19 protein-coding genes are annotated in these 23364 nt (G+C 39.8%); 13 read left to right on the forward strand and 6 right to left on the reverse strand.

Translation table 11 applies throughout. The annotated features are described in order from the left end of the window. The first annotated feature begins 286 nt into the window (after window positions 1–286). Window positions 287–2296, forward strand: coding sequence for a methionine--tRNA ligase (gene metG / locus RV13_RS11840; RefSeq protein WP_010745405.1), 2010 nt, complete (start codon window positions 287–289; stop codon window positions 2294–2296). A 45-nt stretch (window positions 2297–2341) separates the two neighbouring features. Here metG and RV13_RS11845 read toward each other — a convergent pair whose 3' ends face one another. From RV13_RS11845 to RV13_RS11860, 4 genes are read right to left on the reverse strand one after another with little or no spacing between them, the layout of a single operon-like run. Continuing rightward, window positions 2342–3055, reverse strand: coding sequence for a hypothetical protein (locus RV13_RS11845; protein WP_010745406.1), 714 nt, complete (start codon window positions 3053–3055; stop codon window positions 2342–2344). Continuing rightward, on the reverse strand, window positions 3039–3740 hold the full coding sequence (locus RV13_RS11850) for a hypothetical protein (protein ID WP_249024480.1): 702 nt from the start codon (window positions 3738–3740) through the stop codon (window positions 3039–3041). The genes RV13_RS11845 and RV13_RS11850 overlap by 17 nt, the downstream gene beginning before the upstream one ends. A gap of 8 nt (window positions 3741–3748) precedes the next feature. Beyond that, window positions 3749–4606, reverse strand: coding sequence for an ABC transporter ATP-binding protein (locus RV13_RS11855; RefSeq protein WP_010745408.1), 858 nt, complete (start codon window positions 4604–4606; stop codon window positions 3749–3751). Window positions 4607–4608: 2 nt separating this feature from the next. After that, window positions 4609–5196 (reverse strand): TetR/AcrR family transcriptional regulator, encoded by a 588-nt coding sequence (locus tag RV13_RS11860; RefSeq protein ID WP_010745409.1) that lies wholly within the window; start codon window positions 5194–5196, stop codon window positions 4609–4611. Between the two features lie 176 nt (window positions 5197–5372). Here RV13_RS11860 and RV13_RS11865 point away from each other — a divergent pair, with 176 nt between their 5' ends. The 8 genes from RV13_RS11865 (at window position 5373) to RV13_RS11890 (ending at window position 15691) form a co-directional block, all read left to right on the forward strand. Continuing rightward, window positions 5373–5678 carry a hypothetical protein gene (locus RV13_RS11865; RefSeq protein WP_010745410.1) on the forward strand — a complete coding sequence of 102 codons (306 nt, stop codon included), beginning with the start codon at window positions 5373–5375 and terminating at the stop codon, window positions 5676–5678. A 19-nt stretch (window positions 5679–5697) separates the two neighbouring features. Further along, window positions 5698–5832: a hypothetical protein gene (locus tag RV13_RS21545; protein ID WP_255212359.1), complete on the forward strand. Its 135-nt coding sequence runs from the start codon at window positions 5698–5700 to the stop codon at window positions 5830–5832. 802 nt (window positions 5833–6634) lie between these two features. Continuing rightward, a complete protein-coding gene (locus RV13_RS11870; RefSeq protein WP_231371758.1) occupies window positions 6635–10780 on the forward strand; it encodes a collagen binding domain-containing protein in 4146 nt (1381 codons plus the stop codon). Then, window positions 10777–12252 (forward strand): SpaH/EbpB family LPXTG-anchored major pilin, encoded by a 1476-nt coding sequence (locus tag RV13_RS11875; RefSeq protein WP_060789294.1) that lies wholly within the window; start codon window positions 10777–10779, stop codon window positions 12250–12252. The genes RV13_RS11870 and RV13_RS11875 overlap by 4 nt, the downstream gene beginning before the upstream one ends. A 4-nt stretch (window positions 12253–12256) precedes the next feature. Continuing rightward, entirely contained in the window at window positions 12257–14161 is a 1905-nt protein-coding gene (locus RV13_RS11880; RefSeq protein WP_010745413.1) for a SpaH/EbpB family LPXTG-anchored major pilin, read from the forward strand. Window positions 14162–14177: 16 nt separating this feature from the next. Beyond that, on the forward strand, window positions 14178–15029 hold the full coding sequence (locus RV13_RS11885) for a class C sortase (protein ID WP_010745414.1): 852 nt from the start codon (window positions 14178–14180) through the stop codon (window positions 15027–15029). A 79-nt stretch (window positions 15030–15108) separates the two neighbouring features. After that, the gene (locus RV13_RS21020; protein ID WP_010745415.1) at window positions 15109–15258 is read left to right on the forward strand and encodes a hypothetical protein; all 150 of its coding nucleotides are present in this window, start codon (window positions 15109–15111) and stop codon (window positions 15256–15258) included. 169 nt (window positions 15259–15427) lie between these two features. After that, a complete protein-coding gene (locus RV13_RS11890; RefSeq protein WP_010745416.1) occupies window positions 15428–15691 on the forward strand; it encodes a hypothetical protein in 264 nt (87 codons plus the stop codon). A 370-nt stretch (window positions 15692–16061) separates the two neighbouring features. Here the strand turns inward: RV13_RS11890 and RV13_RS11895 are convergent, their stop codons facing one another. Next, a complete protein-coding gene (locus RV13_RS11895; protein WP_010745417.1) occupies window positions 16062–16574 on the reverse strand; it encodes a type 1 glutamine amidotransferase domain-containing protein in 513 nt (170 codons plus the stop codon). A gap of 126 nt (window positions 16575–16700) precedes the next feature. Between RV13_RS11895 and RV13_RS11900 the strand changes: the two genes are divergently transcribed. The 3 genes from RV13_RS11900 to RV13_RS11910 all read left to right on the forward strand — a co-directional run bounded on the left by RV13_RS11900 (window position 16701) and on the right by RV13_RS11910 (window position 20773). Further along, the gene (locus RV13_RS11900) at window positions 16701–17552 is read left to right on the forward strand and encodes a leucine-rich repeat domain-containing protein (RefSeq protein WP_010745418.1); all 852 of its coding nucleotides are present in this window, start codon (window positions 16701–16703) and stop codon (window positions 17550–17552) included. A gap of 336 nt (window positions 17553–17888) precedes the next feature. Then, the gene (gene licT, locus RV13_RS11905) at window positions 17889–18731 is read left to right on the forward strand and encodes a BglG family transcription antiterminator LicT (RefSeq protein ID WP_028020487.1); all 843 of its coding nucleotides are present in this window, start codon (window positions 17889–17891) and stop codon (window positions 18729–18731) included. 134 nt (window positions 18732–18865) lie between these two features. Beyond that, entirely contained in the window at window positions 18866–20773 is a 1908-nt protein-coding gene (locus tag RV13_RS11910) for a beta-glucoside-specific PTS transporter subunit IIABC (RefSeq protein WP_010745420.1), read from the forward strand. A 44-nt stretch (window positions 20774–20817) separates the two neighbouring features. Here the strand turns inward: RV13_RS11910 and RV13_RS11915 are convergent, their stop codons facing one another. Continuing rightward, window positions 20818–21735: a MurR/RpiR family transcriptional regulator gene (locus RV13_RS11915; RefSeq protein WP_010745421.1), complete on the reverse strand. Its 918-nt coding sequence runs from the start codon at window positions 21733–21735 to the stop codon at window positions 20818–20820. A 218-nt stretch (window positions 21736–21953) separates the two neighbouring features. On the opposite strand from RV13_RS11915, the gene RV13_RS11920 reads away from it, so the two are divergent. Next, window positions 21954–23345 carry a 6-phospho-beta-glucosidase gene (locus tag RV13_RS11920; RefSeq protein ID WP_010745422.1) on the forward strand — a complete coding sequence of 464 codons (1392 nt, stop codon included), beginning with the start codon at window positions 21954–21956 and terminating at the stop codon, window positions 23343–23345. The last annotated feature ends 19 nt before the right edge of the window (window positions 23346–23364 follow it).

A 23364-nucleotide genomic window follows, 5' to 3' on the forward strand; every position in this document is an offset into this window, starting at 1 on the left:
GTAAAGAAAAAGGAGATTTTTTGCGTATAGAAATGATAAAAGAACGATATTTAGGATATGTGTAACAGTGGATATTTTGCGTTTTACTTATCATTAAACTGGTTTGTGTTCGAGATGAAGGCTGTTTCCATATTTTTTTATAAAAAATTGATGTCAAACGGTTAGCGGATACTTTTCTGAAGTTTTGATAGATAAATAATTGACCAACAAGTAGCAATCCATTTATTAAAAGCTATTAGCTTTTGTGGTATACTACGTAGGAATCTATTTTTAAAGGAGGAGCCTCATGGCAGAGAAAGAAACATTTTATATTACTACGCCTATTTATTATCCAAGTGGCAAACTGCACATTGGGAATTCTTATACAACGATTGCCTGTGATGCGATTGCTCGCTACAAACGCATGATGGGCTTTGATGTGTTTTATTTGACTGGGGTCGATGAGCACGGACAAAAAATTGAAAAGAAAGCCGATGAACTTGGCGTAAATCCACAGGAATATGTGGACAAGATGGCGACGGACATCAAGAAATTATGGAAGACGTTGGATATCAGCTACGACAAATTTATTCGGACGACAGATGACTACCATCAAGCGGCGGTCAAAAAAATCTTTGATCAATTGTTGGAGCAAGGCGATATCTATCTTGGCGAATACGAGGGCTGGTATTCAGTATCTGATGAAGAGTATTTCACTGAAACTCAGCTGGAAGAAGTGTATCGCGACGAAGAAGGCAATGTAATTGGCGGGAAAGCGCCAAGCGGGCATGAAGTTGAATTGGTTCGCGAGGAATCTTATTTCTTCCGCATGAGCAAATACGCAGATCGTCTATTGGAATACTACGAAGAGCATCCTGAATTTATTCAACCGGAATCTCGTAAAAATGAAATGATCAATAACTTCATCAAGCCAGGTTTGGAAGATTTAGCGGTATCACGGACAACCTTCAAATGGGGAATCCCAGTCAACGCGAATCCTGAACACGTGGTTTATGTATGGATTGATGCCTTATCAAACTACATCACCGCCTTAGGTTATGGTTCTGATGATGACAGCCTATTCCAAAAATACTGGCCAGCAGATGTTCAAATGGTCGGTAAAGAAATCGTCCGTTTCCATACGATTTATTGGCCAATCATGCTGATGGCGTTAGAATTGCCATTACCAAAAAAAATCTATGGGCATGGCTGGTTGATGATGAAAGACGGAAAAATGTCTAAATCAAAAGGGAACGTCGTGTACCCTGAAATGTTAGTCGAACGTTATGGCTTGGATGCGGTTCGTTATTATCTATTAAGAGCGATCCCATTCGGTTCCGATGGCGTATTCACACCGGAGGATTTTGTTGCGCGAGTGAATTATGATCTAGCCAATGATTTAGGAAATCTGTTGAACCGGACAGTTGCCATGATCAACAAGTATTGTGATGGCGTTGTACCCGCGTATAAATCGCTAGTAACTGATTTTGACAGCGAGCTGTCAACGACAGCAGCGAATGTTGTTAGCCGTTACCGTGAATCAATGGACAAAATGGAGTTCAACAACGCGTTGGCAGAGGTTTGGACGTTGGTTTCTCGTGCGAATAAATACATCGATGAGACGGAGCCTTGGGTCTTAGCAAAAGACGAAGAACGCAAAGCAGAACTAGACAGTGTCATGGTTCACTTAGCGGAAAGTCTGCGAATCGTAGCTATTCTATTGCAGCCAATCATGACTCAAACACCAAAACGTATTTTTGAACAATTAGGCTTGAATGTGGACATGATGAATTTAGAAAACATTCATTTTGGCGAATTCCCAGAAAATACAAAGGTTACACCAAAAGGTAAACCAATCTTCCCTCGTTTAGACATGGAGGAAGAAGTGGCTTATATCAAAGAGAAAATGTCTGAAGGCAGCAAACCTGAAGAAGAAAAAATCAAATGGAATCCAGAAGAAACAGAGTTGGTTTCTGTGAAGGATAAAGAAATTAAATTTGATGTATTTGATAAAGTCGAGCTAAAAGTGGCAGAAGTCATGGAATGTAAAAAAGTCGAAGGCGCCGACAAGCTGTTACAGTTCCGTTTGGACGCAGGAGACAAACAAGACCGCCAAATTTTATCGGGAATTGCTGAATATTACGCAGATCCAGAGAGCTTGGTCGGCAAGAAACTGATCATTGTAGCCAATTTAAAACCACGTAAAATGCGTGGAGAAATCAGCCAAGGGATGATCCTTTCTGCTGAAGCCCCAGATGGTACCTTGAAAGTGGTAGAAGCACCCGCAGATATGCCGAATGGCGCGGTTGTTGGATAGAAAATAGAAGAAGGTCGAAACTCAGAAGGATGAGTTTCGACCTTTTTATGCGCTCAATTTTGTCAGAAATTTTCTAGTGAATAATGCAATCCAAAGGAAGCTGGTAAACACTCCTGCTAAGAAGGAAACGCCAAAAAGGTCTTCTCGTGTTAGTTGCCCTAACCAATAAGTTGGAAGAACCCCAAGGAACCAACGCCATGAATCAAAAATAAACCATGGAATTAGCAGCCCAATCATAGTTATTCCGGTGAGCTTGGAAATCGCCAAACCTTCTACTCGGTTCGCTGCAAAAGCGACAACCATCATAGCAACGGCGCAACTAAACAATGAAGCAATAAAGGAAATGGCAAAGAGTGAGAGAAAAGTAAGGGAGGAGAGAGTAAACACTATTCCTAAAAGAATACTGTTAATGAACCCCCAAAGAGCCGGTATCCCAATTCTCGCCATCAAATAATGCAGCCGACCAGAAGGAGTGACTTGATAATAGCCACTAATCCCCTCATCGCATTCTTCTAGCAGCAGGAAGGCACTGGATATAGTTAATAGCGTAGGTGCTAGTAGTAACATCAGCCCATCAGTTAGAGCATAATAGTTGTTAATGGCTATAGAGAACTGTTGAACTAGAAACTGATTCACTATTGGCAAGAAAAAGTGAAAGGTAGCTCCCACTAGAAAAGGAGCCGGAATCAATACCAGCATAATCGGGTCACGTAACATCACTCGAAAACCAATAAAAAAAACTTTAAGAGTGGCGCGCATAGCTATTCCTCCTTGAAGGATTGATCTTTGAGGGGACACGATGAACTACTAGTACAAATAAGACACCTGTCCAAATTGAGAGCCCAAAAATCTTGAAAAGAAACGGCTCATGGAACTTACCAAATAGGTACTGAATTAATTTTAAGACCATTGTTCCCGGTAAAAATTCCGCAAAAGGAAGAGCAATTCCGAACAATGAGGCTATTCCTGGAGTCAAAAGCAACAAGGCTGGTGGAACGCTAAGCATCAAATAACTGTTGACGGTTTTGGCGAAGGTAGCCAGTAGCAATCCCACCAATGTGAAAAAGCCGGAGGAAATAAACACAATTCCTGCTAAAGCAAAGGGATTGATCCAGGACATAGTGATTGCAGCAATGATTGTTGCAGAACAAGTAGAAACAAGTCCTAAAGAGAGCATCTTTCCTAATACATATTCATAGCCCTTTAAAGGAGAGATTGCCATATAACTGTGCAGGTCTTCTTCTTGTTCAAGCAGCCATATTCCACCAATAAAGAAGTACCCTAAGACAGCTGGATCACCGAGAATAATCAATGAGCCAGTCAAACTTCTCAGTACAGGATCATTGATTTGACTGAGTATAAGAACATAAAAAAGCGTAAGAATACCGTAGATAAAATAAAAACCATACCGCATTTGATACTGCATATCTTGTTTAGTAGTCAAAAGGAATCTCATTGCAGCCGCCTTCCTGTCAAAGAAATAAAAACATCCTCCAAACTTTGTTCGATGGAATGAACGCGGATCACTTTTTTTGCTTTGGACATTGCTTGAAAATGAGGGTCGGAATATAGCTCATTTACAGGTAGCGTCCGTTGTTCTTCATTATTTTGCTGATTAAGGAACGTATAACGGACCTTATTTTCCTGAACGGAGTGTCGAAAAGCTTTTGGTGAATCTAAGGCCCGAATTTCGCCATCAACGATGAAAGCAACGCGGTCGCAGAGTTCTTCAGCGTCGTGCATATTATGTGTGGTAAGGATGATCGTCTTTCCTGCTTCCTGTAGCTCTTTGATCATGTCTTTTAGGATTCGAGCATTTGACGGGTCTAAACCACTGGTCGGTTCATCTAAGAAGAGTAGATCAGGCTTGTGCAGCAAACAGCGAATAAATCCGAGACGCGTTTTCATTCCTTTGGAAAAACGTGCGACGGGCTTTCGAGCATCCTCCCATAAATTCATTCGACTTAGCAGCGGTTGAGGATCTAATGATTCTTGTTGATATAAAGAAGAAAAATAGGTTAGATTTTCTAAAGCAGTGAATTTACCATAAAAATTGGGGAACTCGAAGTCCACACCGATTTTGTTATAGTAATCTTCGGAAAGCCGCTTCAGTGAGCTATCCATGACAGTCACTTCCCCTCGATAATCAGTCAAGGTGCCGGTCAAAATTTTCTGCAAAGTACTTTTCCCAGCACCGGAAGGACCCAAAAATCCAAAAATTTCCCCTTTTTTGACATCGAAATTGATTTGCTTCAAGGTATCTTGATTATTCTTTGGATACTGATAAAAAAGATTTTTAACTCGGATCATAACTATTCCTCCACTAGTTCATTCACCAGACCGTTTATCATAACAGACAATACTTGCATTCGCAGCGCTTCTTTTTCCTCTTCTAACAGAACGATCACGCCATAAAGGGCTTGAAACGCCTTTGTAACAACCTCGATTGGTTGAGTGAAACGTACACCATAATTACTCAAAAGCTGTAATACTTCAGCATCTTCATTGGAATGATGTTCTATGACTTCTGGAGGGAGTTTTCGGAACAATATCGCCATAGTCTCGCTATCCGTTTTTTGAATCAAAGGGTATTGATTCATCAGTTCAAACAGAAACATCACTGTCTTTTTAACCAACTCTTTTGGCGATAAGGAGCGATTTTCTGATAGATAAGCATCTAATTGTCTCCACATGTCCTTTTGACAATTAACCAAAAGCTCGAAATAGAGTTCTTCTTTGCTGGGATAAAAGGTATAAAAAGAGCCTTTTGCGATTAGGGAAGCTTTGGCAATCTCTTCAATGGTTACTTTCTTAAGTCCATACTCACAAAAAAGTTTCTCAGCAACATGAAGCAATCTCTCGGTGATCGTTTGCTTTTCTTGAGAGCTAAATTTTGGCATACAGTTCTCCTATCTATTTATATGACTAAAAAAAATATATGGTCATATAAATATAGCTTGTCCTGTATCATCTGTCAATAAGTATTGGAGCAAGCAAGTTATTCTGTTGTAAAAATTCTTTGTGCTAAGCTTTTGATAGTAGAATAAAAATATGAAGATTAAGAAGAGGTGATTTTATGCCATTTATCGCAATTTTAATAGATACACTGACCCTAGGAGGCTATTTTCTACAATTGAACAATGGAGGTTCCATATTTTATTTGTTAGGGTTGATCTTTCAGGGAATAGTGACGGTTCTTCTACTTTTCATTACGATTGGTTATCACGGGAAAAAGCTGACGAGCTTTCGTCCAGCAGGATATCCCTATCTAACGATTCGTTATGCCGTCATTCTTCTTTCTTTTCTAATAAATGCTATCGTGCTGTTTCTATACGGATTAAATTATTTTGGTATCAATGATGTCGTTTTCTCTAATTTTTAGAAGAGCTATCCTTTGGCGATTGAATAAAGAAACTGCTGAGTGTCAAAATGGAGGGATACCGATAGCCATGGAGTTTCGAATGGTGGAGCTGCCACCGTTACAAGCAGCATTTTCTGGTGTAGATGCGAATGTTGATTTTTCCGAACAGGGTTGAGCTCAAATGGAAAATTTTATACCGATAAGATTATTAAATAATTGAAAAGAATTAGTTAGTATCCCCTTTGGCTATTTTTCATTCGTAAAAAAGTGTGTTATAGTAACTTAATACGAAAAATATTTTTATGCGACACTTTAACTCATTTTAATGAAATTTAATCAAACTGGCGTAACTATAGGGTTACAAGGATGTATTAGAAGGATTTGGGAATACATCGTTTAAACGAGAAATAGTTAATTTTTAGTAATAGTCAACACCCTCAACTTTAGAATAATAAATATTGATTAGTTAGATAGCCCGCTCTTGATTGAGCGGGCTATCGTTCATTTTAGAGGTCCTAACCCCTTACTACTTAAGTAATAAGGGGTTAGGACCTTTTTTGACCAATTAAATTATGGATTTGAAAAAATTTGGGAAAACTCTTCTTGCTAGAAAAGACAATCAAAAATTGGAAGAAAGCTTGATTTATAAGCCTTGCTTTCTTCTTCATTATTGATAGAAATCAATTCAGTGAAATTTTTTTACAGAAATTGATTTCAGCTATTAAAAATTTTTTATCTATAACGTTAAACAAAAATTATTCTTACATTGTATAGGGGAATAGGCTTTTTAAATTACACGAGTCCTCTCTTTAGTAGTGCGGTTTGTTATTATTGTGCTAATTTGATGAATATAAAGTTTATTGTTAGGATTTAGATAAGATGTATTTTGTTATATTTGGGCGATTTGGAATAATTATAATTAATTTTTAGCGATTTTTTTATAGTTTTTTAAATTTTTGGAGGGGGAGATGGAGAATATGCGAAAAGCAAGGTGGATGCCCAGTTTGATACTAGTAATCAGTTTACTTTTTAGTTTGATCCCAATAAATACGAGCAGTCGTGCTGAAAATGTAGAAGCCCATAGTGACATCGAGGTAGTAGATACAACTATTTTGGACGCAATGGGTGAATTGAACTCGCCGGACAATCGTATCAAAGAATTAGAAACAGTAACGATTGAACTTGCGTGGCAAATGATTAGTGTGGATCTGATTGAAGAAGGAGAAACGCGAGAATTGACATTACCGGAGGAACTGAGTTACATCGAGCAAAATGGGATTCTTTCGGACGGGATGGGAAGCTTTCAAGTCAGCAATGGCATCCTTCAATTTACCTTTGCTCAAAATTACCAAATGACTCCTGATGAAAGGTTGCCGGACTATCAATCTGTCAAACATTACCAAGGAAGTGTGACTATTCAAGCAGAAGTACCTAAGAAGGGAAATTCCGACGTAACCCTTGATTTTGGTAATCAGGTTATGGAATCACTATTTATTGAAACAGAAGTTGAGAATAAGAATGAAGCTCTTCGAGAGGCAGGGCGAGACTTAAATGCTTTAGGAACTTGGGTGCTCCGCAGTATGAAAGTAACGGATGAAAATGGTGAGAACTTTTCGGAGGAGAAGCCACCAACCAGAGACAATAATATCCAAGTCGATTTTGAGTGGCAGTTGGAAAATGAGGTAGAGATCCAATCAGGAGATTATTATACTTATCAGTTGCCAGATTATTTTGCTGTCCATCAGGTAATACAGAATGAACCTTTAAAAAATGAAACGTCAGGTGGTGAACCTTTAGGCAGCTTTGATTTGGACATCAACGGTTTATTAACAATCAAGTTTAATGACGAGGCCGCTGAAGTAAGTAATCGTAAGGGAACGATTCATCTTTCTACACAATTAGATGTGAAACAGCATATTGAAGAGATAGTTACTGAAGAGCAAATTAATGAGGATGGTAGTACCAGTGGTGAAGTGAAAATCAAGATTGCTAAAGCGGCGATTAAAAAAACCGGATCGATCGGTAATGACAACATCATCACATGGGAAATCAACATCAATGAAAACAGTCGAAAGCTAGCAAATGTCAAAGTGACGGATTATTTGCAAGCAAACCATAAATTTGTAAGTATTAAATGCGAGGTTCCTGATGAAGCAGGCGATTGGAAGGAGGTAGGATCAGAATTTTATCATTGTTTGCACTTTGAACCACCAAATGATCGTTCCTATTTTGAACTATCCTTTCCTAATTTAGATAAGCAAAAGCAGAAACTGACTCACCCGGTGAAATTCATTGTTCGCTCAAGAATCACAGATTCCGGCAGTGCGAATGCTTATCAGAATACCGCTGCGATCACAGGATCAAATTTCATTGAGAATGGTGTAGAAGCAACAGTTTCTTTGGTTGATATCCCCAGCTATAAATTCTTGATCGATTCCGAATTTGAAAATGGTATTTTTGATTGGCGTATGAAGGCGACGATCAAAAATGATGGTGGAGAAATCATTGATCAGATGTATAAAAATGATCATTGGTCAGAGGGGGCACTGCATTATTTTGATCCTTCAACGCTTGCAATTACAGATGAGAAAGGGCGTACGTTGCAGGAGGATCAATGGTCGTTCATCAGGGCGGAGGAAGTAACGAAGAAAGATAAAAATGATGCCGACCAAATCGTTCGATTCGGCATCAAATTTGCTAAAGCGGGAATCTATTATCTTAGCTACAAAACAAAGGCTTTTGAGATTCCCCCACCTTTAAACGAGGAATTCGTAAATTATCTTTGGGTCGAAGGGAAAAAATATAATGGGAGCAGCGGTATCGATGATGAGGATACGTTAGGAGTAACTAAATCTCATCAGGGAACCGATTATATGAAACGCGAATTAACTTGGTGGACCACCATCAACAAGAACAAAATCGTGATGAAAAATGCCAAAATTGAAGACAAATATAGCAGCGTTAACGGCAATAATAAATCCGCTTTACGCTTAAATGAGGACACGCTACACATTTATCCGTTAAAAAAGGAAGCTGCGAATGATAATGATATTGATGAATCTCGTGAACTTAGAAAAGGAAAAGATTTTATCTTAGAGTCTAAAGGTGAGAATTACAAAGACGGGTTCGTGATTAGGCTGATTGGAGACTATGCAAGTACCGATGAGACGCTGCAGATTCGCTACAACACGCATTTTATGATGGAATATCAAAGCCCCTCTGGGTCAAAGAAAAGTAATTACTTTGTGAATTCAGCAATCGTAACTTATCAATATGAAGGCGAAGAAAGACAAGGATACGATTCAGATGAAACGGAAGTATGGATCGATTCTCGGATGGGGCAGAATGGCTGGAAATACGGGACTTTTGTGGCAAAGGGGGAAGAATATAAAAATCAGGTCAGTCCCTTTGCAGGAGAGAAGCCAGCAGAGGATTCCGTTTATTGGACCGTTCCAATAAATTCTTGGGGAGTTAAATTAAACGCTGGAACAATCATTTGGGAAGATATTCATGAAGGACAATCGAATCCAGAGGTCAAAATCCACAAAGTGATTTATGACCGACCAGAGTATGGATTAACAGGATACGGTGATCAGCTTGAGGAAGATATCGATTACGAGATTATCTCAAATGGAACCAACTCTGAAAATTTTGGCATCAAACTTTTAAAAGAGATCACTGAACCTTTTGCTCTTTTCATTAAAGTGAAGGCTGATGAAGATACCTTCAAATACAAGAATAAAGCCGAGATGGATTTTGAGGGTGAAAAACTCGAAGTGGAAGCCTTTGTTGAAAAGAGCTACAAGACAGATTGGCTGACTAAAAATGGCAGTCAGGAAATGGAGGATTCAGAAGCCAAGCTGCAGGCAAACTATGAAATCATATTAAATAAAGACAGTCGAACAATCAATGACCCAATCATCACTGATACCATTACGATCAATGAGCAAACTTTTCAGCAGGAAAATGGCTCAGTAAAAGTGAAAGCTTATAAAGCAATCAAGAAGGGGAATCTGTACGTGAAAGGTGAGGGTGTTGATTTGAGTAAAGAAGGTCGTTCTGTACAACTTTCTAACGACATCGAAAAGGGTACACAAACACTGACGATCTCTTTAGGTGAATCTATATCAGAGCCTTATATCATCGAATATTCCACGAACATAGATCCGGCCCTCAAAAATGGTACACAGATATCAAATAAAGCATCGCTTTTTGGAAAGGGGCATCTAATCACTGAAACGGTGAAGCAAGTGGAAGTGAAGTCGACTCAAGGTTCAGGCACTTCTAGCGGAGTTGATGGGGCGTTAAGAATTAGAAAAATTGATGAAAAAGGAGAATTGATTGACGCTATTGCTGAATTTGCCCTTTTCCGTGTTGATAAAGATGGTAAATTACAGGAATTTCTGCCGAGTATTAAGGTGAAGAAGGACCGGATCGTCCAAATAGGAGAGGGCGAAAGTATTGACCTTGAAAAAATATCAAATCTCCGTTATGGAAAATATGCAATACAAGAAATAAAAGCCCCTGATGGGTACGAATTAGATGACACCGTTCATAAATTTATCATCGATGGTAATCTACCTGAGCACGAATATCTTCATGAACACAAGAACAATAAACTCAAACCATTTGAATTGGCAATCTTGAAGAAAAGTATGATGGACGAACGCGAATTGCAGGGGGGAGAATTCGCGTTAAGTGAGGCTGGAAATGAACAGACACTGGCAACAGCAACCACTGATAAAAGCGGGATCGGAAAGTTCCAAGATGCCGAAAAAAATCCGTATCCACTGCTATTAGGAAAAGACTACATCGTTAAGGAGACAAAAGCGCCAGACGGCTTTGTCAAATTGAAAGGAGCGTTTACAGTTTCGATCTCCAAGCAAGGAGATGTCACCGTGAGGTACGATGGCGATGAGCTAGATAAACAGGATATAAGCGTCAAAAAAGGTGAAGAAGGAGAGAATGCTCAAATTCAGTTTACAGCTAGAAATAATCCGCGCACCCCTTTGCCGAAGACTGGGGGAGCTGGTGGGGCATTGCTGATAACGCTAGGTCTTGTCGGTTTGCTGGTTGGATTATGGTATCACTTTTCGCTAAAAAAAGAGGAGGGATGGTCATGAAAAAGCTAGTTAGGCTGATGATGCTGCTTGTGGTTCTCCTTTCAACTGTCGTGGGAATAAGCGAGCGTGTCTCTGCAGCAGAGATAGACACGATAACCTTTACGTTACACAAACTCGTATTTCCAGAGAATGGAATGCCGGATGCTATTCAGAATGATGGCGACGAACGTTTGAAGGAGTACGATGGCTTAAATGGTGTAACTTTTGATGTGTATGATGTCACGGCAGATTTCTATCGTTTATTAGATGACTCTGAGGACAAAGACGTGAAAAAGGTTCAAGCGAAAATGCAGAACATGGATGTTTCCGATCGAAAATTCATCGCACGTCAAGTAACAGCGACGTTGGGAGATAAAGATGGTATAGCCACATTCATCTTGCCAAAGCTTTCTGAGGAGAGTGAGGCCGTGTATCTCTTTCGGGAAAGTGCGGCACCCAGCGACGTAAAAAGTAAAGGAGCAGATATGATCGTGGCATTACCTGTATTAGATGCTGCTGGAGAAATTCTTGAAGGACCAATCCATTTATACCCTAAAAATGAGATAACTCAGCCTCACTTTGAAAAAAAGATTCTTGACCAGCAAACGAGTTATCAGCTAGGCGATCCAATCCAGTACAGACTAACGACTCAACTGCCTTCTAATCTATCAATGTACAGCAAGTACCTCATCTCCGATCAAGCAGACGCAAGCCTATTATTAGAGGCTAAATCTATCAAAGTCCAAGTAGCGGATAAAGCTTACGAGGGGTATCAGTTAGAAAGCTCGGACCATGGCTTTAGCTTGGTTTTTGATCTAGCAAAATTGAAGGAGCATACTGGAAAAGCTGTATCCGTCTCCTACACTATGACTTTGCAGGACACAGCGAAGATTGATCATGAAATCATTAATCGTGCGGAGCTTGAGACAGATTTTGACAAGATCATTCGTGAAAGGCAGATAAAAACAGGCGGGAAAAAATTCATTAAGGTCGATGCACTAAAGAAAGACCAGACATTGGCAGGGGCAGTGTTTGTCGTTAAAAATGAGAAAGGGCAATATTTGCAGCGTGATGAAAAGGCGTACCGTTGGACAGACAAAAAGGAAGATGCTGGAGTAGTCAAATTGACCTCAAATAAAGAAGGCTTCTTCGAAATCAAAGGACTACGCTACGGCAGCTATTCATTAGAAGAAGTGAAGGCGCCTGCTGATTACCTTTTGAGTGAAAAGAATGTTCCTTTTGATATTTCGGCAAACAGTTATAGCTTCTCCAAAGGCATTCTGCAGGTGGTCAATCAAAAAACTTCTTCAACAAGTAAACAGCCAGACAAACCAGGTTCAGCTCAAACGAAGAAACAAGCGGCAGCTGGAGCGCTTGCGCAGTATCCCAAAATGAATGATAGGAAAAACGTCTGGTTTGTTCTCTTTGGCGGATGCCTAGTCGGAATTGTCCTAGTGACAGTAGTTTTACGTAAAACAAAAAGGAGTGAATGATCCAATGAAAATCAAAAAAAGTTTGATTCTGATGATCGGTTTATTAGCAGCGGTGTTAACTCAAGGTTTGTTTGGTTCGGCTAGGACAGCAGAGGCGAAAGAGCCGAGTGAACAAACAGTTGTGATCCATAATCTTAAATATGAGAAACTACCAAATGAGATTCAAAACACTGGGGATAAGATGAATGATTTCACTGGTGAACCACTAGAGGGCTCCATCTTCACCGCTTATGATGTGACGAACGTCTATTGGCAAGCATATGAAGCTGAGAGTGGCGATCATGCAGCGAAGGAAACGGCCGCAATCGAAGCAGCAAAAAAAGCAGATACATCCAGTATAACTGGAAAAGTATTTCCCAAGACAGGAGCTGATGGACTGGCAGAGCGGGCGCTATCAATAACATCGGGAACGGAAAATGCCATCTATTTGATCAAACAAACCACTATCCCAGCTGGGGTCGTTCCAGCCAAATCTGAACCATTCGTGATTGGTCTGCCTTCACGTGATGAGGCTGGAGTATTAAGAGAAAAGGTGCATGTTTATCCTAAAAATGAATTGCCGACAAACGATGTGAAATTTATCAAATACGGCATTGACTCTGCTGGAAAGAAAGAGGTTTTACAAGGCGCGAAATTCATTTTGAAGAAAAACGAAGGCAATTACTATAATTCCGCAACGAATCAGTTCGACATATCGGAAGCTGAAAAAGATACGGCCGAAGTCTTCACCTCCGATAAAGAAGGTATTGTGAAAGTGGAAGGACTGATACTGTCACCAGGAGTCTATGAGTTTCATGAAATCGAAAGTGATGTAGCGACCGCTGAAAAACAAAGTGAGAACTCAGAGAATAACTATAAATATCACTTTAAAATCAACCCAAAGGTTTCAGTCACAGTTTCAGATGAATGGAAAGTGGCTAAATACAACTACTATGATCAAAAGCTTCAACCGAAAGAACTTAATGAACCATTTGGAGGTAATCTAGCAGAAGCATATAACTTCAAGGTCCCGAATGTAGAAAAAGACGTGGATGATACAGAGGTGCGGAATGGTCAAGAGCTTACCTATACCATCTCGAAAAAGATTCCTGAAGATGTCGGAAATTATCAAACGTATAAACTGATTGATACCTTTGATAATCGATTAGAGCTTTGTTGCAGCAAGGAGAAAATCTTAAATAGCATTAAAGTCGATGGTGGTGAACCAACCGGCTTGTCTCCTCAATTTTCTATGACTCCGAATTCAAATGAATTCTCTATAACGTTCACGCCGGCAAATTTAGCGCAGCATGCGACGAAAACATTGTCTTTTGAAGCCACAATGAAGGTTAAAGCAGGAACAGATCTGAAAGAAATCGATAACGATGTTGTCTTCGAAAACTCATTCCGTGATTCAAAAGACAAACAACGTATACAAACCTATGGCAAACGTTTCGTCAAAGTGGATAGTGGTACAGATAAAAAGCTAAAGGATGCTGAGTTTGCGATAAAAAATAATGCCGGTGAATTTATGCAACTAACGAATGAAACTACTGGTGAATCCGTTGAATCAGTGACAGGTTGTGCCAAAAACTATGTTGTTAATTGGGTCGCTGATGAAAAAGTTGCCACAAAACTCATTTCGGACGAGAATGGAAACTTTGGTATTTACGGTCTTGGAACAAATGAAGCTGATTACTATACTCTGATTGAAACAAAAACTCCGGATGGCTATGTGAAGTTAAAAGATATGTCGTTTACAGCTGATGGGGCAGAAGATAATCAAATTTTACGTGTTGAAAACAAAGCCAAAGGGATCTTGCCAATGACTGGAGGCATGGGGCTCGCTGGTCTGATTGCCATCGGAATCATCGGGTTAGCAAGTGGAATCCTATACTTCAAAAAGCGTACGCAATTAGCTGAAAAGTAAAGAAATTGGTGGTTCGATGAAGAAAAAACGCAGATATTTGTTTATAGATATTCTGATGCTTATAATCATGCTTGGCGGGGCGGGGGCGTTACTGTACCCTTTAGTAGGCGATGCGTTGAATAATTTTTGGAATCAGCAGGTCATCAATTATTACCAGGAAAAATCGAATGCAGAAAATCGGGAAGCGATCCAGCAAGAAGAGAAGCGAATCAAAGAAGAAAACAAAAAAATTGCTAAGATGGGGGTACCAGGAAACGATCCTTTTACAAAAAAGAAACCAGAAAACACAACACTGGAAAAGGATTATTATCAAAAGCATACGATTGCCGTCATTCGTATTCCGAAAATCAACGTCACATTACCAGTGTTCGACCAGACCGACAATTTGTTTTTGAAACGAGGGGCTGCCTTACTGGAGGGCACCTCCTATCCTGATGGTGGGAAGGGTATCCATACAGTGATCACTTCTCATCGAGGATTAAAAGAAGCCCGATTATTTAGTGATCTACCAAAATTAAAGAAGGGCAATCACTTTTATTTGGAGTACAAGAATCAGACTTTTGCCTATAAGGTGGACAAAATCCAAACCATTGAACCGACAGAAGTCGAAACACTGAATATTGTTGAAGACAAAAACTACGCGACGTTAATGACCTGCACGCCTTATGGAGTTAACAGTCATCGTCTTTTAGTCCGAGGAACGCGGATTCCTTTTAGTGAAGGGATGAAAAAGACGCTTGCCAAAGCGGATCGAGTTCATCGAAATCGTTCTCTTGCCATTCTGATTTTCAGTCTGTTACTAATGATTGGGATAGGTAGCATTGTTTTCAAACGAATTAAATCCTTGAAGGGACGGAAAAGAAGCTAGTACTCCAAATGATAGCGTTAACATCGCTCTCAACATCTGCTAAAATAACTGGTAGATAAAAAATGGAGGGATAGCGCGTATGAAGTTTAAAAGAGTGTTAGTCTTTACAGTCAAGGAGTTCAATAAAAACAAAGAAAAGGACGGCTATCTGCCGCAAAATGGAACAGTTATCAATGCCTTCGTTGGTTCGAATGGACTGAACTGTCTTGCAGTTGGATATGTAGTCTAAACTAAAAACAGTCCATTAAGGGCTGTTTTTGTTTTGAACTTCAATAACGCGATTTCTGGTGGTAAACTAAGGGTGCAGGAAGAAATAGTTATAAAAAGTTGCGGATGAATCAAACACGTGTGTCAATGCTGTTGTTTGTTGTCGTTTTTCTTGAAAGCAGGTGATTGGTATGGATCGTTATATGCTGGAGCAAATTGGTTTTGGAGGCATCATAGTTACAGGACTTTTGCTGCTGATTGCGGTACTGCCAAAGTGGACGAAGGGGCTTTTTATCGCGAGGTTTCCTTGGGAGTTCAGGAAAGATAGAGAAGATCCGAGATTCGAGACAGAGCGAAGGATCGGAAAAATGTATAGTCAGTTCATTTTTAAGTATGTACCACCCTTTTTTATCGGTTTTCTGTTGATTTTGCTCCTGTCCTATCTTATTTTATAGAAAGAGATGAGAAAGAATGACGTCGTTACAGTTTTTGTCCCTTGGCTTTTGTGTGTTAGGTCTTTTTGGTAGTCTTTCGCTAGTAACGCCTCATTTGCTTTGGAATGATTTGACCTATTTCTTTCGGAAAGATCGGAAAGAATACCTCACGTTTTCCAATCGCTATCATAGAAAAATGTAACTTACCATAGAGTTAATTTCTCTCGTCCTTTTTTTAGTCAGCTGGGTCGTTAGAATGGCCGTCTCTTTATTTGTTGTATACTTTATCTATAGTGTTTGCTAGGTTTTGGCAGAGGCCCTAATCCAAATACATTGGCTTAGAAAAAGCAAAAAGGACTAGAAAAAAATCTAGTCCTTTTATCGTTAGAGATTACGCATGCAATACTTCGACAATTTTCTCATTAAAATCAGGAAGATCGTCGGGTGTTCGGCTAGTAACAAGTTTGTTATCGACTACCACCGGTTCATCCTTAACGATTGCCCCCGCATAGCCAACATCGGGACGTACTGTGTCATAGGCAGTCATTGTGCGGCCTTTTGTTAGTCCTGTTTGGATAAATAATTGAGGCCCATGGCAAATAGCGAATAATGGTTCATTCTTATCTAAGAAATACGTAACGAACGCGACAAAACGTGAATCACTCCGCAATTGATCGGGTGAAAATCCACCTGGAATCAATAAAGCATCGAAGTCTTCAGGCTTCACTTCATCGATTCCTTTATCACTTTTGAACTTGGTTCCTTTTTTACCAGTAATTTCTTGATCGGCTTCAAAGCTGATAATTGTCACTTCATTGCCGTCTTTTTCTAATGCTTCTTTTGGAGAGGATAGTTCAACATCCTCTACTAAATCTGTGACGATTGCTGCAATTTTCTTGGTCATTGACTGTCCATCCTTTCTTATTTTAACTACTCTTTAACCCTAAAGGATAATCAATGAGAATTCAATTAATCTGTTTGCAGCTTCGTGATTAGGGTCAAGCTGTCGGACTCAAATAGGAGGTTTTTAATGAAACTAATAGCCATGAATCAAGGATTAACAAAGCTTCCAGCTTTAACAACTTCTGCTAAAACCTATACAGAGATCAATCTTTTTAATAACCAATTTAAGGCTTTTCCAGCAGAAATTTTTCAGATGGAGAGGGTAGAAATATTCAATATTTCTGCCAATAAAATCACCGAGATTCCTGATGAAATTAGCAAGCTGTCTCAATTAAAAAACATCGATTTTGGACATAATAAGATAAAGGAAATACCTGAATCCTTTTTTGATCTTGTAAATTTAAAAGAGTATGTCTACTTACATAACAATAAATTGAAGCAATTGCCTGACCTATTCACGCAACTGCCAGCGATTGAATATCTAAATGTAAGTGGAAATGAGTTAGCTGAACTACCAGCAAGTATCGGTAGTTTAAATAACTTGATTGAACTGCGGGCGATGGAGAATGAATTACGAAATCTGCCACAATCAATCGGCGAACTCAAGCAGCTTCGTGAGCTTCACTTAAGAGATAATCAACTCACTAGCTTTGTTTTTCCAGCGAGTCATTGGGAGAAGCTGCGGGTTTTAGACCTAGAAAAAAATGCTCTCACTACGTTTAAAATAAATTTTTCTATTACAAAAAATCTTCAAAGAATCAATTTGCGTCACAATCAATTAACCTCGCTTCCGATGGAAATAGGGGAGGCCACTTCATTGATTGAACTTGATTTGCGCAGCAATCAATTACGTACATTGCCAAAATCATTGTTGGAATTAGAAAATTTACAAAGACTTGATTTACGCTGGAATCACGAACTAGTCATACCTAGCTGGATCGCTGATTTAGGGCGAAAAGGCTGCATTGTCTATTGCTAAGAGGTAGAAGGCGTCTGTTCACAAAATTTCTTGTGAAGAAAAGTTTTTTTGTAAAACTTGTTGACAGCGCTTTCTGGATTTGTTAAGCTAACTTTGAATTAAATAGACCAAATGATGGATAGTGATTGTTTAAATACAAGCTAAACCTGATGATGTGTACGATTTATTTGTCGTGCCCTCATTGGGTTTTTTTGTTGCTCAAAATTAGGAGGTGACTTTATAAAAAACAACAATCTTGGGTTTGACAACGATTACGAAGGTATCTATCATTTTAAGTGAACGAAGTCAGTGGAAATGATTTTAAGTAGCGAATGTCACAGAACGGAGGAGCATTGGATGCAGATTCAGAAGATTTTGAATAACAATGTAGTCATCACGACCGATCAAAAAAATAACGAGATCGTCGCGATGGGGCGTGGTCTAGCCTTTCAGAAAAAAATAGGGGATGAGATCACCGAGTCGGCGATCGACAAAACCTATCACCTTGCGAATAGTGATTTATTCAATAAGTTTCAGGAGTTACTAGTAGATGTTCCAATCACCTATGTAGAAATCGCCAATGACATCATTGATGAGGCGAAGGTCACATTGAAGAATCCGTTAAATGACTCGCTCTATATCTCCATCACGGATCATTTATATGCGGCAATCCAACGAGTCAAAGAAGGGGTTCGTGTTCGGAATTTATTATTGTGGGATGTCAAACGTTTATTTCCAGATGAGTTTTCCGTCGGTGTGAGTGCTGTGAAGAAGATCAAAGAGAAGTTCAACATTGATCTAGGAGAAGATGAGGCAGGAAACATTGCCTTGCATCTAGTAAATGCACAAACAGAAAGTGACAATGAAGACGCCTATATGATGGCGGAGTTGATGCAGGAGATTATACAAATAACCAGCTATTATTTTAAAGTTCAATTGGATGAAGAATCTGTCTACTTTTATCGTTTTACAACGCATTTACGTTTCTTTGCTTCTCGCATCATGAACAAGCGGCAGCTAACGGATGAAACAGACAACGAACTACTGTTGATCATTCAAAAGAAATATCAGAACGCGTATCAATGTGTAGAGAAAATCGCTGATTTTATTAGTAAAAAGTATGCTTATGAAATGTCAAATGATGAGAAATTGTATTTAACGATTCATATCGCTCGATTGGTTCAAAAGGTAAGTGAATAAATGTGGCGCCCAATGACTTCTCGTGTCATCCCGGGTTACCGAAGAGTGAAAGGGCATACATTTAAACGCTGTTAAAAAATGGATCAATGGATCAAAGAAATCAATGAATTTAGTGCAAACAAGGAGGAAAAATAGTGGGTAAATATCGGGAATTAGCAGAAAAAATTGTCGCAAATGTAGGCGGCAAAGAAAATATCAACAGCTTAACGCATTGTATCACACGTTTGCGTTTTAAATTAAAAGATGAAAGCAAAGCGAATGATGACGTGCTGAAAAACATGGATGGTGTCGTGACCATCATGCACAGTGCAGGACAATATCAAGTGGTTATCGGCAATCATGTCGGACAAGTTTATGAAGACGTGGTAGATATGACGGGGCTTGGCGGTGAAAGCAGCGCACCAGAAGAAGCTTCTGGGAATATTTTTAACCGATTAATCGATGTAATCAGTGGGATATTCCAACCTTTCCTAGGTGCTTTAAGTGCCGGTGGGATGATCAAGGGGTTAAACGCATTGCTTGTAGCAGCAGGTGTTTTAACAGCTGAGAGCGGGACCTATATTGTATTGAATGCCATTGGTGACGCTATCTTTATGTTCCTGCCGATTGCGGTAGCGGTAGCTGCGGCTAAGAAATTCGGTGTGAATCAGTATGTTGGGTTAGTCATCGGGGGAGCTCTATGTTATCCAGCTATCCAATTATCCACGCTGACTGCCGGCGGAGATGTCCAGCCGCTTTACACTTTATTCTCTGGCAGCATGTTCGAAAGCCCAGTATACATGACATTCATGGGCCTACCGTTCGTTGCCAATGATTATACGAGTAGTGTTATTCCTTCGATCTTAATTGTCTGGATGGCAAGTAAATTGCAACGTCCGTTACGTAAGATCATTCCAGAAGTTATTCAAAACTTTTTCGTGCCATTTTTCTTATTGCTAATCGCATTACCTATCGGTTTCCTAGTTATTGGTCCAGTTATTACCATCTTGACTAATATGTTAGCAACTGGTTTCGACGGATTGTTGAAATTCTCTCCTATCCTATTCGGTTTGATCGTAGGTTTCTTCTGGCAAGTATTAGTAATGTTCGGCCTGCATTGGAGTCTTATTCCAATCGCGATTCTGCAGCTGGGAACTATGGGCTACTCAACAGCTTTAACAGGGATGTTTGGTGCCAGCTTTGCTCAAACAGCAGCAGTAGCGGCAATGTATTTCCGTCTGAAGAATCCAAAAGAAAAAGCATTGGTTGTACCGGCAGTTATTTCTGGTATCTGTGGGGTAACAGAACCAGCAATCTATGGCTTGTCTCTTCCTAAGAAAAAACCGTTCATTTTCTCAATGGTTGGTGGTGCAATATCAGGGGCCTTCATGACAGCGATGGGTGTACGTTCATATGTAATGGGCGGTCTAGGTGTCTTCGGTATTCCAAGTTATATCAATCAACAAACAGGAGATTCATCAGGAGCGATCTATTCAGTTATTGCGATCGTGATTGCTTCAGTTATCGGATTTGCACTAACATTCTTCTTCTGGAAAGATGAAGAAGCAGTAGAAGTTGAAGAAGGACAAAAAGCGATGGAAGTTCGCAAAGAAATCGTCACTGCTCCAGTAACTGGCACAATGATGCCATTGTCAACAGCGAAAGATCAAGCCTTTGCACAAGGTGTTCTAGGAAAAGGGGTTGTGATCCATCCGACAGTCGGAGAAGTAGTTGCACCGTTTGATGGCACAGTCATGACGATGTTCCCAACAAAACACGCGATCGGCTTAGTTTCAGATAATGGGTTAGAGCTATTGATCCATATTGGTTTAGACACAGTACAATTAGATGGTAAATACTTCGAATCCCATGTGGAGCAAGGCGCAAAAGTCAAACGCGGCGACAAACTTGTGACTTTTGATATTCAAGCAATCGAAGCAGCAGGTTATAGTGTAGAAACCCCAGTGATCATCACGAATTCAGCAGATTATCTAGACATCATTGAATCCGACAAACAAGAAAATGTGTGTAATGATGATGAACTACTGACTGTTTTAGTTTAGTTTCTTAAAAGGAAAAAAGAAGTTCGGAGCAATTGCTCCGAACTTTAATTTGGTCGAAAAGACTCAGTAAACTGAATTAAGGATTCTGGTGATTCGGCCATGATAGCAGAACTGGTTTTTCGTTTATCGACTAGCTCACTGACCTCGATCAAGTGATTCAGATTCTTTTGGTAATCCTCTGCAAAAATGCAGCTGTAAAGAACGTCCAAAAGATAGCAGATCGAAGAATTGATCGTGAAGTTGCCGATCTTGGAATACAATCGCTCGCGGGTAGTCATACGTAAAACGGCCTGACTAAAGGAAGCCAAGGTATTTTCACCGATGCTTGTTAGAGCGATAATTGGAATATTTTGTTTTTGCAGGATTTTTGCAATCTGCATAATAAAACCATTTTCACCGGTATAAGAAATCAAAATGGCACATGTATCTTCTTGACTATTGAAGGCTTCGTAGGCATCTTCCCCCATGGTTTGACTCATAACGACATTCTTTTGAATACGGCGCATTTTTAAGGCAAAATCTTGAGAAATCAATAAATTCGCGTTACTACCAAAGATTTTTATTTGCTTTGCATTTAATAGAAGCTGCTTCGCCTTTTGCAGTTCGTCGTGATTCAACAGACTCAAGGTATCATCGATCGTCGTTCGTTCTAATGAAGCAATCTTGTTAGCGATCGTCATCAAGCCGTCATTTGTTTGAAAAGGGAAGTTGGCATCCACATCTTCAAAATAGGTTTGCAGATATGTTTGTTCAGCTAAAAATTCTTCCCGCAGCTCTAACCAGCCTTTATAGCCAAGCTTTTTAGCGACACGGATCAAAGTGGACGGATGCACATAATTTGCTTCTGCGATTTCTTTGATCGTCAACGGTTCAATGGCCGTTCCTTTGGCTAAAATGTATTCTACCAAGGCGCTTTCTGCGTTGGAAAAATCTGTTTGCTTCATTTTTTCTGACAATAGCATAGCGATTCCTCCTTTGATTTACATCCATTATAAATTATTTGTAAACATGAATGTACTCGAATGAGGAAAAAAGGAAAATAATTCCACCGATATTTACAAAATAAACCGTTTTCAACTGCTTATTTGTGAATTGGAATGGAATTACTTGTAAATGCATTGAATTAAAATTTTACGTAACAGATAATAAGGTTGTAAATAAAACAGAAGGAGTCGATTGAATGTCAGCAGGAGTAAAAATCGCCACAATTGGTGGAGGAAGCAGCTATACACCGGAATTAATGGAAGGATTTATCAAACGCTATGATGAGTTACCAGTTCGCGAGATCTGGTTAGTCGATATTGAGGCAGGTCGTGAAAAGGTTGAGATCGTAGGCGCAATGGCTCAACGGATGTGGGATGCTTCGCCATATGATGTAAAAGTTCATATCACGTTAGATCGTGAAGAAGCTTTGAAGGACGCAGACTTTGTTACTACTCAGTTTCGTGTGGGTCTATTGGAAGCGCGGATCAAAGACGAGCGTATTCCAGCGTATTACGGCATGCTAGGACAAGAAACCAATGGTGCTGGTGGGATGTTCAAGGCGTTCCGAACAGTGCCAATCATTTTAGACATCGTAGAAGATATGAAACGTTTATGTCCAGATGCATGGCTGATCAACTTTGCTAATCCAAGCGGGATGGTGACGGAAGCAGTCGTTCGTTATGGTAAATGGGACAAAGTGATCGGCTTATGTAATGTACCTGTCATGGCACAAATGATCGAACCAGAGATGTTAGGCAAACAACCAGATGAATTGATCTATAAATTCGCAGGCTTGAACCATTTCCACTGGCATAAAGTCACAGACAATCATGGCAAAGATGTCACTATGGAAATCATTAAGAAAATGTACGAAGGCGACGAAACAGGGATGCCGAAAAATATCCATGACATTCCATTCCCAAGAGAAATTTTGGAACAAATGCAAATGATCCCTTGCGGCTACCATCATTATTACTACCAAGAAGAAGAAACACTTGCACATGCCTTAGAAGAGTACAAAACGATCGGCACACGTGCGCAGCAAGTAAAACAAACAGAAACAGAATTGTTTGAATTATACAAAGATCCAAACTTGGATTACAAACCAGAACAATTAGGCCAACGTGGCGGCGCTTATTATTCTGATGCGGCTTGTGAATCAATCGCTTCTATTTATGCGAACAAGAATACGCAATTAGTTGTTTCTACTAAAAATGATGGTGCTGTACCAGATCTTCCAGCCGATTGTGTGGTTGAAGTTTCTGCTTATATCGGCGGACAAGGGGCTCGTAATGTCGCATTTGGCGAATTGCCAACAGCAGAACGTGGCTGGCTGCAAGTCATGAAAGCAATGGAATTATTGACCATCGAAGCAGCGGTAACGGGTGATTACAATACAGCGTTGCAAGCATTTACCATCAACCCAATGGTTCGCTCTGGGAAAACAGCGCAACGAATCATGGATGAATTATTTATTGCTCACAAAGATCACTTGCCAAACTTCAAGGAAACCATCGAACGTCTAGAAAAAGAAGGCATCGAAGTCCAAGATGAAGTGGCACGTGAATTAGATTTGGAAAAAGTATAGAACAAAGAAAGCAGGGAAA

The sequence above is a fragment of the Enterococcus raffinosus genome (assembly GCF_001886185.1).
GTDB classification, from domain to species: Bacteria; Bacillota; Bacilli; order Lactobacillales; family Enterococcaceae; genus Enterococcus_A; species Enterococcus_A raffinosus.

Bases quoted from the DNA above. Each gene is read 5' to 3' on its own strand.
- RV13_RS11915 (WP_010745421.1), bottom strand. From the start codon at position 21,735: ATGCTATTGTCAGAAAAAATGAAGCAAACAGATTTTTCCAACGCAGAA.
- RV13_RS11855 (WP_010745408.1), bottom strand. From the start codon at position 4,606: ATGATCCGAGTTAAAAATCTTTTTTATCAGTATCCAAAGAATAATCAA.
- RV13_RS11865 (WP_010745410.1), top strand. From the start codon at position 5,373: ATGCCATTTATCGCAATTTTAATAGATACACTGACCCTAGGAGGCTAT.
- RV13_RS11870 (WP_231371758.1), top strand. From the start codon at position 6,635: ATGCGAAAAGCAAGGTGGATGCCCAGTTTGATACTAGTAATCAGTTTA.
- RV13_RS11900 (WP_010745418.1), top strand. From the start codon at position 16,701: ATGAAACTAATAGCCATGAATCAAGGATTAACAAAGCTTCCAGCTTTA.
- RV13_RS21020 (WP_010745415.1), top strand. From the start codon at position 15,109: ATGAAGTTTAAAAGAGTGTTAGTCTTTACAGTCAAGGAGTTCAATAAA.
- RV13_RS11920 (WP_010745422.1), top strand. From the start codon at position 21,954: ATGTCAGCAGGAGTAAAAATCGCCACAATTGGTGGAGGAAGCAGCTAT.
- RV13_RS11885 (WP_010745414.1), top strand. From the start codon at position 14,178: ATGAAGAAAAAACGCAGATATTTGTTTATAGATATTCTGATGCTTATA.
- RV13_RS11860 (WP_010745409.1), bottom strand. From the start codon at position 5,196: ATGCCAAAATTTAGCTCTCAAGAAAAGCAAACGATCACCGAGAGATTG.
- RV13_RS11880 (WP_010745413.1), top strand. From the start codon at position 12,257: ATGAAAATCAAAAAAAGTTTGATTCTGATGATCGGTTTATTAGCAGCG.
- RV13_RS11895 (WP_010745417.1), bottom strand. From the start codon at position 16,574: ATGACCAAGAAAATTGCAGCAATCGTCACAGATTTAGTAGAGGATGTT.
- RV13_RS11875 (WP_060789294.1), top strand. From the start codon at position 10,777: ATGAAAAAGCTAGTTAGGCTGATGATGCTGCTTGTGGTTCTCCTTTCA.
- RV13_RS11890 (WP_010745416.1), top strand. From the start codon at position 15,428: ATGGATCGTTATATGCTGGAGCAAATTGGTTTTGGAGGCATCATAGTT.
- metG (WP_010745405.1), top strand. From the start codon at position 287: ATGGCAGAGAAAGAAACATTTTATATTACTACGCCTATTTATTATCCA.
- licT (WP_028020487.1), top strand. From the start codon at position 17,889: ATGCAGATTCAGAAGATTTTGAATAACAATGTAGTCATCACGACCGAT.
- RV13_RS11845 (WP_010745406.1), bottom strand. From the start codon at position 3,055: ATGCGCGCCACTCTTAAAGTTTTTTTTATTGGTTTTCGAGTGATGTTA.